The 15838-nt window shown below is 68.3% G+C and carries 10 protein-coding genes; 3 read left to right on the top strand and 7 right to left on the bottom strand.

Going from position 1 to position 15838, the window contains the following annotated elements:
• Positions 1–12 precede the first annotated feature (12 nt).
• The 7 genes from CPH63_RS05605 to CPH63_RS05575 all read right to left on the bottom strand — a co-directional run bounded on the left by CPH63_RS05605 (position 13) and on the right by CPH63_RS05575 (position 13911).
• Entirely contained in the window at positions 13–6597 is a 6585-nt protein-coding gene (locus tag CPH63_RS05605) for a type I polyketide synthase (protein ID WP_096301941.1), read from the bottom strand.
• Positions 6594–8333: a fatty acyl-AMP ligase gene (locus CPH63_RS05600; protein ID WP_096304969.1), complete on the bottom strand. Its 1740-nt coding sequence runs from the start codon at positions 8331–8333 to the stop codon at positions 6594–6596. Before CPH63_RS05600 ends, CPH63_RS05605 begins: the two co-directional genes overlap by 4 nt.
• Positions 8334–8686: 353 nt before the next feature.
• On the bottom strand, positions 8687–9490 hold the full coding sequence (locus CPH63_RS05595; protein WP_096301940.1) for a sterol carrier family protein: 804 nt from the start codon (positions 9488–9490) through the stop codon (positions 8687–8689).
• Between the two features lie 47 nt (positions 9491–9537).
• Positions 9538–11802 carry a phosphoribosylformylglycinamidine synthase subunit PurL gene (gene purL, locus CPH63_RS05590; RefSeq protein WP_096301939.1) on the bottom strand — a complete coding sequence of 755 codons (2265 nt, stop codon included), beginning with the start codon at positions 11800–11802 and terminating at the stop codon, positions 9538–9540.
• 79 nt (positions 11803–11881) lie between these two features.
• Positions 11882–12580 carry a phosphoribosylformylglycinamidine synthase subunit PurQ gene (purQ, locus tag CPH63_RS05585; RefSeq protein ID WP_096301938.1) on the bottom strand — a complete coding sequence of 233 codons (699 nt, stop codon included), beginning with the start codon at positions 12578–12580 and terminating at the stop codon, positions 11882–11884.
• A gap of 71 nt (positions 12581–12651) precedes the next feature.
• Positions 12652–12882, bottom strand: a complete 231-nt coding sequence (gene purS / locus CPH63_RS05580) for a phosphoribosylformylglycinamidine synthase subunit PurS (protein ID WP_096301937.1) — start codon at positions 12880–12882, stop codon at positions 12652–12654.
• Positions 12883–13026: 144 nt separating this feature from the next.
• Positions 13027–13911 carry a phosphoribosylaminoimidazolesuccinocarboxamide synthase gene (locus tag CPH63_RS05575; protein WP_197704588.1) on the bottom strand — a complete coding sequence of 295 codons (885 nt, stop codon included), beginning with the start codon at positions 13909–13911 and terminating at the stop codon, positions 13027–13029.
• A gap of 152 nt (positions 13912–14063) precedes the next feature.
• On the opposite strand from CPH63_RS05575, the gene CPH63_RS23480 reads away from it, so the two are divergent.
• The 3 genes from CPH63_RS23480 to CPH63_RS05565 all read left to right on the top strand — a co-directional run bounded on the left by CPH63_RS23480 (position 14064) and on the right by CPH63_RS05565 (position 15837).
• Positions 14064–14360 (top strand): DivIVA domain-containing protein, encoded by a 297-nt coding sequence (locus tag CPH63_RS23480; protein WP_096301936.1) that lies wholly within the window; start codon positions 14064–14066, stop codon positions 14358–14360.
• Between the two features lie 67 nt (positions 14361–14427).
• Positions 14428–14583, top strand: coding sequence for a hypothetical protein (locus tag CPH63_RS22100; RefSeq protein WP_157749310.1), 156 nt, complete (start codon positions 14428–14430; stop codon positions 14581–14583).
• A 15-nt stretch (positions 14584–14598) separates the two neighbouring features.
• Positions 14599–15837, top strand: a complete 1239-nt coding sequence (locus CPH63_RS05565) for a hypothetical protein (protein ID WP_096301935.1) — start codon at positions 14599–14601, stop codon at positions 15835–15837.
• Position 15838 lies beyond the last annotated feature (1 nt).

Genomic DNA, 15838 nt, shown 5'->3' with positions numbered 1-15838 from the left:
CGAATTCGGCGCTCACAGCACCCGCGCAGCGAGATCTGCGAGGACGCCGTCGAAGTGGGCGGCGATGGCGTCGACGTTCGGCCGGTCGATCATCGAGATGTGGTCACCGGGCACCCGGATCACCTCGATGTTCGTGCTGTATTCGTCCCAGCCGAGCTTCTCGTCGGTGCGTCGGTAGCGCGGGTCGATCGTCGCGGCGATCGCCTCGTGCAGGGAGGCGCGGTAGAGAATCATCCGTCCGTGGAAGAGCTTCGGCTGGTAACGCTCGGCGATGCGCGCGTCGACGTAGGAGGTGTACTGGTGCTCCAGAACGCCCGGCGGCATCCCCACGCCGACGCTGGTGAGCGCGTCGCGGAAGATCGCGATGTGCTCCTGCTCGGTCATGTTCGGCAGGTCGTCGTAGGGGATCTCGAGCACCTTGTCATAGGTCTCCAGGATGTACTCGGCGAAGCGCTGGTAGCGCCCGACAAGTAGCTCATGCAGCTCCTGATCCGGGTCGACGAGCGGGATGATCGTGTCGATGCGCGCCAGCACATCGACCTCCTCGCCGGCCTCGACGAGCTGGTGCGCGGTCTCGCCGGCGAGCACGCCGCCGAACGACCAGCCCATCAGACGGTACGGCCCGTGCGGTTGGATCTCACGAATCAACGGGATGTAGCGAGCCACCTTGGCCTCGATGGTGTCCGCGTCGTCGATCCGCTCGAACCCGTAGACGGGCTGCTCGGGGTCGAGCATCGACACCAGCGGCTGGTAGACGCTGGTCGGTCCGCCGGCCGGGTGGAACATGAACACCGGCGTCCGCGAGCCGGTGCCGCGCAGCACCCGCACCGGCGAGCCGCCATTCCCCTCCAGCTGCTCACGAATCAAGTCGGACATCTCGGCGATGGTCGGTCCGGCGAAGAGTGCCTCGGCCGAGGGCGCAGTCCCGAGCCGTTCGGTGATCAGCTGGGCCACTTCGAGCGCCGATTCGGCCGTTCCGCCGAGGTCGTAGAAGTTCTCGTTCACACCGACCGGCCTGCGCTGCAGTACGTCCTGCCAGACCAGCACGAGGAAGCGCTCGGTCGGGTCACGCGGCGGCATGTAGGCGGTGGTCGCGCCGTCCGGCCGCAGCTGCAGCGGGTTGTTGTTACCCGGCATCGAGGCGTTGGCCGAGACGAACGACTGCCCGCCGTCGGTGACCGCGGACATGTCCACGCCGAGCTCGTTGCCGATGTGCACCGCCAATTCGAGCAGCGTCGCGCCCTGTAGGACCAGGCGGATCGGCAGCGTCAGACCGAGATCATGTTCGACCGCGTTCTTGGCCCGGGTCGCCATCAGGGAATCGAAGCCCATGTCGATGAGCGGAGTGTTGACGTCGAGGTTCTCCGGCTGGGAGCCCATCACCGCCGCCACCCGTTCCCGCAGTCGCGCGGTGAGCATGGTGGCCGCGACCGTGGGGTCGGCATCGCGGATCGCCGCCGCACCCTGCCACTCGCTCTCCACCTCACTCTGCGCATCCACATCACGCAACAGGGTCGAGAAGAACGGCATATCCAGCAACCCGGGCAGGAGCGAGATCGCCCGCGGCGGATCGAGCAGGGCGATGGTGGCCCGGGTCTGACCGCTGGAGAGGACGACGTCCAGGGCCTGCAGCGCCTCGGTCGGGGTGATCGGGTCGAGGAGGACGTTCTTGATCGCCGCCGCCCCGCCCACCTTCAGCCAGGCGCCCCAGTTGATCGAGTAGCCGGGGACGCCGTGCGCGTTCTGCCAGGCCGAGAAGGCGTCCAGCCACGCGTTGGCGGTGGCGTAACTGACCTGTCCCGGGGAACCCACCACGGCCGCCATCGACGAGAAGGAGATGAACCAGTCGAGCTGGTGCCCGATCGCCGCCGCGTGCAGGTTCCAGGCTCCGATGATCTTCGTCTGCCAGATCGAGCCCAGTGCCTCGACGGTGAGGTCACCGTAGAGCTGATCGTTGAGACGGGCCGCCGCCAAGTGGGCCACGCCGCGTAGCGGGGTGCCGTCGGAGGTCGCCGCCGCCACGGCGGCCACCGCCACCTCGGGGTCGGTGATGTCGCCCGGCACGAAGACGATCTCGGCCGGCCACGCATTCAGCTCATCGAGGGCTTCCGGGCTCGGTGTCCGCCGGGAGGTGAGCACGATACGGCTCGCTCCGTTGTCCGACAGCCAGCGGGCGAAGACCAGGCCGATGCCGCCCGTTCCGCCACTGAGCACGTAGGCCCCGGCGCGGACCGGCGTCGCACCGACCGGACGCGCCGCCGCCGCCTCGAGACGGGAACTGAACCGTTCTCCGTCGCGCCAGACGACCTCATCGTCGACGTGGTCGGCCAGCAGCTCACGCAGCAGGTCGCCGCCGTTGGCCAGTGGATCGACGTCGACCAGGGTGGCCCGGGCACCGGGCTGCTCCAGCGCCAGCACTCGCACCGCTGCGCGCAGCGCGGCCTGACCGGGGCGTCCGGCCTCACCCGGGGCCACGCCGGCGGCACCGGAGGTGGCGATCCACAGGCGGGTCCGCTTGGTGGAGATCTGGTCGGTGAGCGTCGCCGCCACCTGCCCGACGGTGAGGACGAAGCCCTCGTCGCGCGGCAGCGAACTCATCGGAGCCGAGATCTCCTCCGGCGACGGCTGGGCGGCGAAGAGGATGACCGACCCGACCTCACTCCCCTCGTCGTGGAGACCGGCCAGGGTGGCGCTCAGCTCACCGGCCGGAGCACGGCGCACATCATGACCGAGCTCGCGCAGCCCATCGGTCACCTGGGCGGAGAGCAGGGGCGCGGACTCGGCGTCCAGCAGCAGCCAGATGGCGGAGTTGGACGCGGCGGTGGAGGCAGGCTGAGCGGGGAGTGGAGTCGGCACGAACGACGTGCGGTAGAGCAGTCTCGACGCCGGAACCACGACATCGAGCCGGTCGATGGTGCGCGACTGCCAGCCCCGGACGAAGGCGGTGATCTCTCCGGAGTCGTCTAGGAGCCAGAGGCAGCGGTCTGCGTCGAGTTCCGCGGTGACCACCCGCCCACCGGCGTCGATGTCACCGACGACCCGTAGCGAGGCGATCGTGGTGACAATCGCCGGCGATTCATCCGACTCGTCGGCGGTCGTCGCCTGCTCCGCGGAGGCCGTCTGAAGCAGTTCATCGAGTACCGCTGCGCGCGGGCTGAAGACCGGACTGTGCGAGGGGTTCTGCGCCGCCGCGACGGCAGCGCTTGTCGCGTCGGCCGGCACCGGTGGCGGTGCTGTGACGGAGGAGGTCACCCGGGCGCTGGCGTTGAGCACCCACGCGGCGTGCTTGCTGCCGCGGCTGAAGATCTCCACGGCGCCGGTGACGCTGCTGAACGAGGTGGTGATCTCGGTCTGCTCGCTTCGGGTCAGCGGCGCGTCCAGGGCGAAATCGGTGACGACGACCTCGCTCGAGGGGACGTCCAGACCGGCTGCGCCGGCGCTGAGGATCGCCTCCAGGAAGAAGGCGGCGGGCACGACGGTGACGGCGAACGCCTTCACCTCGACGATTCCGGCTAGTTCCTGCGCGCCGAGCTGGTTGCTCCACAGGTGCCGACCGCCTTCAGGCAGTTCAACGTGTGCGCCGAGGAAGGGATCACCGAGCGGGGCGATGGCCCGGGCCGGCGGGGTGAACCAGAACCGCTCGTGGCGCCAGACGGTGCGCGGCAGGTCGACGAAGCGACCGGTCGCACCGGCCGGAAGCAGCAGAACCGGGTGGCCGTGCACGTGCAGCTTGGCGGCGTTGGCGGCGAAGGCCAGCGCGTCGTCGTTGTCGCGGCGCAGGCTGCCGACGATCACGCCCTCGACATTCGCTCCCTGCAGCGACTTGCTGATGGCGGCCGAGGCGACCGGATGCGGGGAGACCTCGATGAAGGTGGTGAAGCCGTCGGCCGCCGCGGCGGCGACGGCCTGCGTGAAGCGGACCGCCTGCCGGGCATTGGCGACCCAGTAGGCGTTGTCGAAGGTCGGCGTCTCGCGTGGATCGAGTAGCACCGAGCTGTAGACGGGCACGGTGGCCGGTCGCGGCGCGATGCCGGCCAGACTCTGGGCCAGGTCCTCGAGGATCGGATCGACCGCGGCCGAATGCCCGGCCCCGGCCACCTTCAACGGCCAGGCGTCGCGCCCCAGTGACTCGACGCGCGCCACCAGGGCGGCCACCGCGTCTCGCGGTCCGGCGACGGTGCACTGGGTCGGCGCGCCGTAGACGGCGATGGTGACTCCGGCGAGCTCAACCGGGGATTCCGTGCTCCACCGGGAGAACTCGTCGGCCGTCATGTCGACGACCGCCATCGCACCGGCACCGGCCGAGTCGATGCTGGACAGCAGCGCCGAGCGCACCGCCATCACTCGCACCCCGTCGGCCAACGAGAGCGCGCCGGAGACGACCGCCGCCGACACCTCACCCATGGAATGGCCGATAATTGCTGCTGGTTCCACCCCGCGCGAGCGCCAGAGCGCGGCGAGGGCGATCTGCACGCAGAAGATCGCAACCTGGTTCTGGGCCACGGTCTCGAAGGCCGTGGCACTCTGCAGGCCGGCCATGACGTCCAGCCCGGCCGCTGTGTCGACGAGGAAGGAGACCTCCTCCATCGCGGCCGCGAAGACCGGCTCGTCGGCGATCAACCGGGCCGACATGCCGGCCCACTGTGAGCCGTAGCCGGAGAAGACCCAGACCGGTCCCCTTGTTCCGGCACTGGCGCTGCCGGTGACGACGCGGGCATCGTCGCTGCCGACGACCCGCAGTGCCGCGATGAGCTCGTCGCGGCTGCGCCCGACCACGGCCGCCCGCTGGGCACCGTGCCCGCGGTGGTCGTTCAAGCTGGCCGCGACGTCGACCAGCGCCTCGTCCGAGGTGGCCAGCCACTCCGCCAGCCGGGAGGCGGTGTCACTGAGCCGAGGCGTCGAGATGGCGGAGATGCTCAACGCGATGACGGCATTGTCGGCGACGTCGGCCTTCGCCGGCGCCGGTTCCAGCGCCTCGGTGAAGACAACGTGCGCGTTCGTGCCGCCGAAGCCGAAGCCGGAGACGCCGGCCACGGCCCGGCCGGAGTAGCGCGGCCACTCTGCGGCCGCGCTGGCCACCTGGAGACGATCGCGCTCGAAACGGATGTGCGGGTTGGTCTGCTCGGCGTGCAGGCTGGCCGGGATCCGACCGTTGGCCAGTGAGAGAACCACCTTGATAATCCCGGCGATTCCGGCGGCCGCTTCGAGATGCCCGAGGTTCGACTTGGCCGAACCGATGAGCAGTGGGCGCGACGGGTCGCGGTCGCGGCCGAGCACGGTGCCCAACGCCCCAGCCTCGATCGGGTCGCCCAGCAGGGTGCCGGTGCCGTGAGCCTCGACGTAGTCGACCTCGGTCGGGTTGACCCCGGCGCGGGCGTAGGCGGTGCGCAGGAGCGCTTCCTGGGCCTGCGGGTTCGGGGCCATCAGGCCGTTGCTGCGCCCGTCGGAGTTGACGGCCGAACCGCGGATCACCGCGAGCACGCGGTCGCCGTCGCGGCGGGCGTCGGCCAGTCGCTTGATGACGACCGCACCACAGCCTTCACCGCGGACGATGCCGTCGGCGTCGGCGCCGAAGGACTTGCAGCGACCGTCCGCGGCCAGCACGCCACCGAGGTCGAAGTTGGCCGTGATCGTCGGGGCCAGCAGCAGGTTCACGCCACCGACGATGGCGGTGTTGCTCTCTCGGGTGCGCAGGCTGGTGCAGGCGTTGTGCAGCGCGACCAGCGAGGATGAGCAGGCGGTGTCGATGGCCATGCTCGGACCGCGCAGGTCGAGCAGGTAGGAGAGCCGGTTGGCGGCGATACTCAGCGCCGAACCGGTCGAGGTCCAGGCGTCGATGGCGGTGATGTCCCGCGCGGTGAGGTGGCTGTATTCGCTGACACTGATGCCGACGAAGACACCGGTGGCGCTGCCGCGCAGCTCGTCCGGGTTGACACCGGCGTGCTCCAGCGCCTCCCAGGCGACCTCGAGCAGCAGTCGCTGCTGCGGGTCGGTGACCTCGGCCTCGCGCGGGGAGATGCCGAAGAACTCGGCGTCGAATCCCGCTACGTCGTCGAGGAATCCGCCCCAGCGGGTGGTACGGGCCAGCACCGCGTCGTTGGCCGGGGTGGATTCGATGAACTGGCCCCAGCGCCCCTCGGGCACCGTGGCGATCGCGTCCCGTCCGTGCGTCAGCAGGTCCCAATAGCTGTCCGGACCGTCGACGCCGCCGGGGAGCCGGCAGCCGACGCCGATGACCGCGATGAGGTCGTCGTCATCGGAGTCACTGTCGGCGCCGCCGGTGGCCTCGGCGGCGAGCGCCTCGGCGGCCGCCATGGCGTCGGCGTTGGCCGCGCGGGCCTCCGAATCGTCGGCCAGCAGCGTGTTGACGATCTTGTTGATGGTCGGAACTTCCCAGGCCAGCGTCGGCGAGATGTTCTCGTCTAGTAGGTCCTCCAGGTCACCGACCAGCGAGACCGCGTCGCGGGAGGAGAGACCGAGCTCCTCCAGTGGGCGGTCGGGATCGGCTCCGCCCAGTTCGGCAACGGAGGCGATGTTGGTGTTCACCCAGTCGACGAGCCAGCCCCGCAGCTGTTCCGGTGTGAGGTCCGAGCTCATTCCGTGGAACCGGCGAGAACGAGCTGGCCGTCGAGGTAACGCTGGCGCGTGGCGGCCCGCGCGATCTTGCCACTCGAGGTACGCGGAACGTCGTTCGGGACGACCAGCACGACATCCAGCGCCGAGACGCTGTGCCGCTGCGACAGCGACTTGCGGATCGCCCGCGACACCGTCTCGGAGTCCCAGGCGTCAGCACTGGCGTGCCGTGAGATCTCGGCGACGACGACGACGCCCTCGCCGTCACTCGACGGCACCGAGAAGGCCGCGGTGCGGTGGCGACCGATCGTCTCGTGGGCGCCCTCGACGGTGGCCTCGAGATCCTGCGGGTAGTGATTGCGCCCGGCGACGATGATCAGATCCTTCATGCGTCCGGTGATGTACAGCTCGCCCTCGACCATGACACCGAGGTCACCCGAACGCAGCCAGGGCCCGCTCGGAACCGCGGTGCGCGGGTTGACGAGGGTCTGTCCGAAGACCTCAGCGCTGAGTTCGGGCTTGTTCCAGTAACCGGTGCTGACGTTCGGCCCGTGGATCCAGATCTCGCCGATGAGCCCGTCTTCCAGGTGCTCACCGCTATCCGGGTTGGCGATGACCGCGACCTGGTCGAACGGAGCCCCGACCGAGACCATCCGCACGGTGTTCTCCGTGTCGGAGACCTCGGTGGTGGCGATGCCCTGCGAGAGCTTGCCGAAGTCGAAGACCGCCTCGGTGGCCGGCTCCGGCTTGGTGCTGCCGGCGACGTAGACGGTCGCCTCGGCCAGGCCGTAGGAGGGGCGGATGACGTTGTCGCGCAGGCCGCAGCCAGCGAAGGCGGCGTTGAACTTGGCCAGCGTGTCCGGACGGACGGGCTCCGCGCCGTTGGCCAGGGCCCGCACGTTCTGCAGGCTGAGCGTCTCCTTCTCGGCCTCGGTGACCTTGGCTGAGCAGTAGTCGAAGGCGAAGTTCGGAGCCGGGCTGATGGTGTTCGGGTAGGCGGAGAGCGCCCGCAGCCAGCGCAGCGGCTTGATCAGGAAGGCGATCGGGTCCATGAAGATCGAGTGCAGTCCACCGACCACGCAGCCACCGACCACGAAGACCAGGCCCATGTCGTGGAAGAGCGGCAACCAGCTAACGAGGTTCACCGGGTCGCCCTCGCCCTGCAGGGCGAGGATGGCCTGGCTGGCGTTGGCCACGACGTTGCCCTGCGAGATGAGCACACCGGCCGGCAGTCGCGTCGAGCCGGAGGTGTACTGCAGGTAGGCCAGATCAGTGGCCTGTAGTGGGACCGGCGTGAAATCGGCGCCCAGCTCCAGGGAGAGTTCGTCGATGTTGACGATCGGGATGTCGCCACCGGCCGGCTGGGCGCTGAGGAAGTCGACGACGACCTGCTGGTTGACGTTGCTGGCGAGCGCAGCCACCGGAGCGCAGTCGCCGAAGATCGACGCGAGACGGTCGGAGTGGCCGGGCAGGTCAGGCGAGAAGAGCGGCACCGCGACGATGCCGGCACGGAGTGCGCCGAGGAAGAAGACGAGGTACTGCATGCCCTGCGGAGCGAGAATGGTTACTCTCTCGCCCTGCTTGGCTACAGACTGTAGGCGCGCCGCGGCGGCGGTCACTCGCTGGTCCAGCTCGGCATAGGTCAGCGTCTCGTTGACGCCTGCGCGCTCCACCGAATAGTCGACGAAAGTAAGGGCTTCTCGATCAGGCATCACCTGGGCCCAGTGACTCAAATGCTCGCTGATCAAACTGCGTTGCATGGCCTGTCCGGCCTCACTTACCTGGAAGTAAGTTTCCGCTGTGCTGGACATGGAACCCCCGTTCACGATTTTTCAGTTGCTGCCGGTACTTAGTAACCGATGTCACGCAATTCTGGCTACTGGGCAGTAAACTACGGCGCGGCGACAAACCTGTCAATCGTTGACGAGTCGGCTTATTCGACGCCTTCACATTGGGCACACGACGGCGCAAAACGCTCACCCACGGTGCCCTGAATGCCATCAAATCTGGACAAAAGCCGGGGGATGCCGGGGGTTAGATACGTGCTAGTTTTTATCCGCACCAATTGACAAGAACGCTTATCAGTTAGTAACTGTAAGTAAGTTATAGTTAATTACGTAAATAGCGGCAGGTGCTCAGCCAGCGACGCCCGCGAGCCGCTGGCCCGAACCGCTCCAGAGGCGGCGACCGCGTCCCAGCCGATACGGCCGGCGGCCAATCGCATCCATACCAAGGGTGACATCTCGACTACATTAGGTGGCGTCCCGCGCGTGTGCCTCGGTCCGCTGATGGCCTGCACCGCGACGAACGGGGGCACCCGCACCTCCACCGATCGTCCGGGAGCCTCTCGCACCAGCATCTCGGCCAGCGTCCGGGTGACCGTCGCCAGGGCACTGCGCTGCAGTTGGATGGGCGGCAGCCCGGGCAGCGACTGGGAGAGATCGTCACTGTGCACGACCAGCTCGATCAGCCGGGTCAGCAGCCAATCGTCGGCTCGGATTGGGCCGCGACCGCCCCGCAGCACGGTAGCCGGACCGACCTCGGAGAGCTGCGGGCGGGGATCGGGAGCCGAACGAAGCTCGGTCAGCAGGTCTTGCGGCGTGCGGTCGTCGGCGACCGCGTCCGTCCGCGCCCCGATATGCCCCGCCGCATCCTGGTAACGGCGCAGGTAAGCGGGCAACGGTGTCGGTGCCTCGTCGCTGCGTGAGGTGAGCCGCTCGACGAGACCGCGTCGCACCAGTATGAGGTGCGCGGTGAGCTGCCGCACGTCCCACTCCGGCAGTACCGAGGCGACCGAGAACGACTCGGGCGCGAGCCGCTCAAGCCACTGCAGGGTCAGCTCCCACTGGGCGACGAAGGCGTCGGCGGTGGCGGCGTAGGCCGATTCCGGCCGGGCCTGACCGTCCTTTCGACTCACTCAGCGCTCACGACGTTTAACGTTGGACTCACAGACGGCGGTTCCGGCTACTCGAAGAGAGCCGGGAGCGTACCGGTCCAGCTGTCGCGAAGCTCACGCAGAGAGACCGTGAACTGATCCTGCACCTCGAGTTCGCCGGAGAGCACGTCGATGACACCGATGCGGGTCGCGGGCAGGCCGCGGGCGGTGCACATGTCAGTGAACCGGATCTCCTCGCTGCGCGGGACCGAGACGATCGCCCGCCCGGCCGACTCGGAGAAGAGGAAGACGAAGGGGTCGAGCCCGTCGGGCACCACCACCCGCACGCCGTAGTCATTGGCGATGGCTGACTCGACCAGGGCCTGCGCCAGGCCGCCGTCGGAGAGGTCATGCGCCGAATCGATCAGGCCGTCTCGCGAGGAGTTGATCAGGATGTCGGCCAGCAGCCGCTCCCGCTCCAGGTCGACCGCCGGCGGCTTTCCACCGAGGAAGCCGTGCACGACCGCCATCCACTCCGAGCCGCCGAACTCGTCGCGGGTATCGCCGAGCAGGTAGACGAGGGCACCGTCGCTGTCGAACTCGGCCTTGGTGCGCCGCGTGACATCGTCGATGACCCCCAGCACGCCGATGACCGGCGTCGGGAGGATGGCCGTGGAACCGGTCTGGTTGTAGAAGCTGACGTTGCCGCCGGTCACCGGAATGCCCAACTGCTGGCAGCCGTCGGCGAGCCCGCGGACCGCTTCGCTGAACTGCCACATGACGGCCGGGTCCTCCGGCGAACCGAAGTTCAGGCAGTTGGTCACCGCCAACGGACGGGCACCGGTAGTCGCGACGTTGCGGTAGGCCTCCGACAGCGCGAGCTGTGCTCCGGCGTACGGGTCGAGGCGGGTGTAGCGGCCGTTGCCGTCGGTGGCGAGCGCGATTCCGCGCAGCGTGTCGTCACTCAGCCGCACCATGCCGGAGTCCTGTGGTTGGGCCAGCACCGTGTTGCCCCGCACGTAGCGGTCGTACTGGTCGGTGATCCAGGACTTGTCCGCCAGGTTCGGCGAGGCGACCATCCGGACCAGAGTGGCTCGCAGCTCGTCGCCGTTTCGCGGGCGGCGCAGATCGTCGCCGTGGTGCTCGGTGAGGATGTCCTGGTCGTAGGGGCGCTCGATCGGGCGGCTGTAGACCGGCCCGTCATGCGCGGCGGTACGCGGGGGTATGTCGACGATGAGGTCGCCGTGCCACTTCATCCGCAGCCGGCCGGTGTCGGTGACCGTTCCAATGACGGTGGCCAGCACATCCCACTTCTCGCAGATGGTGAGGAATGCGTCCAGCTTCTCCGGCGTGACGACGGCCATCATCCGCTCCTGCGACTCGCTCATCAGAATCTCTTCCGGAGCCAGTGTGTAGTCACGCAGGGGAGCCAGGTCGAGGTCGACGTCCATGCCGCCGGTGCCACCGGCGGCGAGTTCGGTGGTGGCGCAGGAGAGCCCGGCGGCGCCGAGGTCCTGGATACCGACGACCAGGTCAGCGGCGAAGATCTCCAGGCAGCACTCGATGAGCACCTTCTCGGCGAATGGGTCGCCCACCTGCACGGACGGGCGCTTGGTCACGCCCTCGGTGTCGAAGGTGGCGCTGGCCAGCACCGATGCGCCGCCGATCCCGTCGCCGCCGGTGCGGGCGCCGAAGAGGACCACTTTGTTGCCGACGCCGTCGGCCTTGGCCAGCTTGATGCCGCTGGCCTGCAGTACACCGACGCAGAGCGCGTTGACCAGCGGGTTGCCGATGTAGGAGTCGTCGAAGACGACCTCGCCGCCGATGTTCGGCAGGCCCAGGCAGTTGCCGTAGCTGCCGACTCCGCTGACCACGCCGGGGAGCACCCGCGCAGTGTCGGTGGCCTCAGCGCGACCGAAGCGCAGCGAGTCCATCACCGCGATCGGGCGGGCGCCCATGGTGAGGATGTCGCGCACGATGCCGCCGACGCCGGTGGCCGCGCCCTGATGCGGCTCGACGTAACTCGGGTGGTTGTGCGACTCGATCTTGAAGGTCACCGCCCAGCCGTCACCGACGTCGACCACCCCGGCGTTCTCGCCCATGCCGACCAGGAGCACGTCGGTCTCCGGGGCCTTGTCGCCGAACTGGCGCAGGTGCACCTTGGAGGATTTGTAGCTGCAGTGCTCCGACCACATGACCGAGTAGATAGCCAGCTCGCAACTGGTCGGGCGGCGGCCGAGGATCTCGCGAATCCGCGCGTACTCGTCGTCCTTCAGACCGAGTTCGGCGTAGGGCTGCGGATGCTTCGGGTTCTTCTTCGCATGCTTGACCGTGTCTATGTTCGCCGAACTCATGCTGAGACTCCGCTCTTCGCGCAAGCGCTCATCGCCGCATGAGCTCCGGTCCTCACTCGTACCTCGCTACGATCCTCACTCATGCTGAAACCTGCTCGTTCTCGCTGGGGGATTTGACGCCGACCATCGAGAGGAAGAATCCGAGTCCATCGGTGGTCGGGCCGGTGAGCGCCTCGACGGCGTGCTCGGGGTGCGGCATCAGCCCGACGACGTTGCCGGCGTCGTTGGTGATGCCGGCGATGTCGCGGTAACTGCCGTTCGGGTTGTCCTCCAGATACCGCGCGATGACCCGACCGCTGCCCTCCAGCTCGTCCAGGGTGTGCTGGTCAGCCACGTAGCCACCCTCGCCGTTCTTCAGCGGGACGACGATCTCCTGCCCGGCCTCGTAGTGCGAGGTCCAGGCGCTGGTCGCGTTCTCGATGCGCAGTCGCTGGTCGCGACAGACGAACTTGCGGCTGTCGTTGCGAATCAGCGCCCCCGGAAGCAGGTGGGACTCGCAGAGAACCTGGAACCCATTGCAGATTCCGAGGACCGGCAGACCGTCACGGGCCCCGGCGATGATCGCCTCCATCACCGGGGAGAAGCGGGCGATGGCTCCGCAACGCAGGTAGTCGCCGTAGGAGAAACCCCCCGGCAGGACCACCGCTTCGACATCGTGCAGGCTCGGGTCGGCGTGCCACAGCGGGATCGCCTCACCACCGGCTATCCGGATCGCGCGTAACGCGTCGGTATCGTCGAGACTGCCGGGAAACGTAACAACACCTACGCGCTGAGCCACCCCCCCAGATTACCTGCTCCACACACTTCGCCGCGCCGCGCCGAGAGCCGGCCCACTCGAAGTGGCCAGGGTCAGCGGCGGATGGTGAAGTCTTCGATCACCGGGTTGGCCAGCAGCGTCTGGCTGAGGTGGGCGATCGTCTCGTCGTCGACGTGGTCCTCCACGTCCAGCTCGAAGTGCTTACCCTGCCGCACCGCGACCACGCCGTTGACGCCGAGACGCCCCAGCGCACCGACGATCGCCTGCCCCTGCGGATCAAGGATCTCGGGCTTGAGAACGACGTCGACAATCACGGTGGGCACTAGCTACTCCTCGGTCTGCGGGTGGGTTCAGCTTATCTGCCGGCTGTAGGCGCTACGCCCCACACCGGCGCACTGACCGCTACTGTGCCCGCTACTGGTGCCCGCTACCGGTGCACTGGTACCAGCGCCGATTACTGGTGCCGATTACTGGTGCGCTGCGGACCAGTCGGCGAAGCGCAGCCCGGTGAGGCGCTCATAGGCCTGCAGGTAGCGCTCACGGGTGGCCAGCACGATCTCCTCGGGCAGCGGCGGTGGTTCGGCCCCACTGCGGCGGTCCCAGTTCGCGGCCGGCGAGGTGAGCCAGTCCCGCACGAACTGCTTGTCGTAGGAGGATTGCCGCTGACCCGGCTTCCACTCGTCGGCCGGCCAGAAGCGCGACGAATCCGGTGTCAGCACCTCGTCGGCGATCACCAGGCGACCGGTCGCATCCCGTCCGAGCTCGATCTTGGTGTCGGCCAGGATCACCCCGGCCTGGGCCGCGATGGCGGCGGCACGGGAGTAAACGGCCAGGGTGAGCGCACGAATCTCCTCGGCCGCGGCCGCGCCGATCAGCGCGCCGACCTCGTCAAAGGTCATCGACTCGTCGTGGTCGCCGACGGCGGCTTTCGAGGTTGGCGTGAAGATCGGTTCCGGCAGCTGGGATCCGTCAACCAGACCGGACACCAGGGGCAGACCACAGACTGAACCGGAGGCCTCGTACTCAGTCAGGCCGCCCCCGGTCAGATAACCGCGGGCGACGCACTCGACCTTCACCATCTCCAGTGATTGGCAGAGCATTGCCCGTCCCCGCCACTTCGGCGGGATCAGCGGGGAGTCGACGCTGATGAGGTGATTCGGGGCCAGGTCGGCCAGTTGCTCGAACCACCAGACCGAGAGCGCGGTGAGGATGGCCCCCTTGTCCGGGATCGGCGTCGAGAGGATGAAGTCGTAGGCCGAGATCCGGTCACTGGCCACCATCACCAGCGATCCGTCCGGCGCGCCGTAGAGGTCGCGCACCTTTCCGGTGTGCAGATGCGTCAGTTCGGTCACGGCCGCATTCTTCCATCCGAGGATCCCGGTACGGGCGCCCGGGCACGGCCCGGAGCACGTATAGCGCACATTCGCTCACACAGCGAATCGTTACATTGAGGATTCGCCGGTTTCGACGTGCGCATCGGAATCTTTACGGGAATGATTGAGGCATGACGCCAAGCGAGATCCACTACATCGCGTTCCGCAAGCCGCCTTTGGGCAAGCGTGGATACGACGAGGATGACGTCGACGACCTGCTCGAGCGACTCGAGCGCTTCTTCCGCGACCCGGCCGGTGCCTCGATGACCGCCGACGACGTGCGGAAGGCCCAGTTCCGCAAGCCGCCGATCGGCAAGCGCGGGTACGACACCGGTGACGTGGACGATTTCCTGGATCAGGTCGTCAACGAGTGGCCGCAGGTGAAGACCGATCAGTCGTTCCCGGGCAGCCACCGCTCGGCCAGCTAGCGGCGTCAGCCACCGACCCGGCCGGTCACCAGTTGACTGGGCGGGCAGATTGATTAGAGAGTGACGCATGGGCAACATCGGTCGTAAGAAGCGCCGCATCGAGGTGCTGCCCAGTGGCGACCCGAGCCACAGCGAGCCGCGGCAGGTCCCGGCCACCACTCCGTCCGAGTCGCCGTCCGAACCGGTTCGCGAACCGGCGGAACCTGCCTCAACCCCCAGCTAGCGATAGCGCCCCAGCATGCGAGGCTTCGCCGCCGACACCGTCGAACCGCTGGTCGGCGAGATCCACGCGGTTCGCTCCTTCGGGCTCAGCGACGACGGCAATCTCTTTCCGGTAGGCGGATCGGACGCGCCATGGAGTCCGGGGAAGAACACCGCCCGCTGCATACGTGGCTTCTCCCATGACGCGCCGGCGACCGACTGCACGTGCGGCTTCTACGCCTACCTCGACCCGGCCTGGATCACCCAGCGCACCGGCATCACCGGCACGGTTACCGCTGTGGTCTCCTGCTGGGGGCAGCTGATCGCCGGCTCTCGCGGGGTGCGGGCGGAGTTCTCCCGGATCGAGGCGCTCTATCTGCCGGTGGACGTGCCGCGCGAGGTGGTCGCCGAGGTCGCGTCGGTGCACCCGGAGGTCACGATCTTCCGCGATGTAGAACAGATGTACACCGAGCACCCGCTCTCGGAACTCGAGGACGTGAAGCACCCGCGTTTCCTGGCCAAGCGGCCTCCGACGGCACGCATGATCATCGTCACGCGCACGCTCTACTGGCTCCTCTTCGTCGCCCTGACCTTCGGCTACCCCCAGTCGGGAGGCCGGCTTATTGCGGTGACCGTCTGGTCGGTGGTCGCGATTCTGCTGGCGGTCCGGCTGACCCCGATGGACGGGCCGGGACGCAGTTGGCGGGCGTTTCTACTTCCGAGCACGCCGCAGCTGCTGGCGATCGCGCTGGTGCCGCTGATTGCGCCGGTGGGCGGCGACCTGCTGCCGAACCTCGGCCTGGCGATAGCTACGGTCGTCGGGCTGCGGGCGGTGCCCCGGTGGCAGCAGGCCCGCGAGGTGACCCTTATCAGCCCGAACCGGCAGGCCCGCGAACTGCTCGCCCGCTGGCATGGCCAGACCTGGCGCGTCACCCCCGTGCCGCGCGACGACTGGCGCGAGGTCCGCTCGGTCGGCAGCGACGGATCGGTCGCGACCTACTTCGCGATCGCCCTGGTTCCGTCAGTGCTGGCCGGTATCGCGCGCCTGCCGAGTCTGGTCCGTCTCGGCCTGGCCGACGTCCGGCCGCTGTACCGCAAGACCGGCCTGGTCAGCTTCGTCGAGAACGTGCCGTCAGGTGACTGGCTGCACGTCTTCCCCGGCCGCCAGCTCCCGGTCGATCACAGTGCGCCGATCCGGATGAGCGTGGAGCAGGTTATCGCGGCGCTCGGCCTGCCCCGCCCCGCGCTGGACCGCCCCACCGAGTGGACCCTCTGAC

This window comes from Jatrophihabitans sp. GAS493 (assembly GCF_900230215.1).
Lineage (GTDB): Bacteria > Actinomycetota > Actinomycetes > Mycobacteriales > Jatrophihabitantaceae > MT45.
Note: the sequence above shows the minus strand (reverse complement) of the source record. Positions and strands in the feature narration are given on the sequence as shown.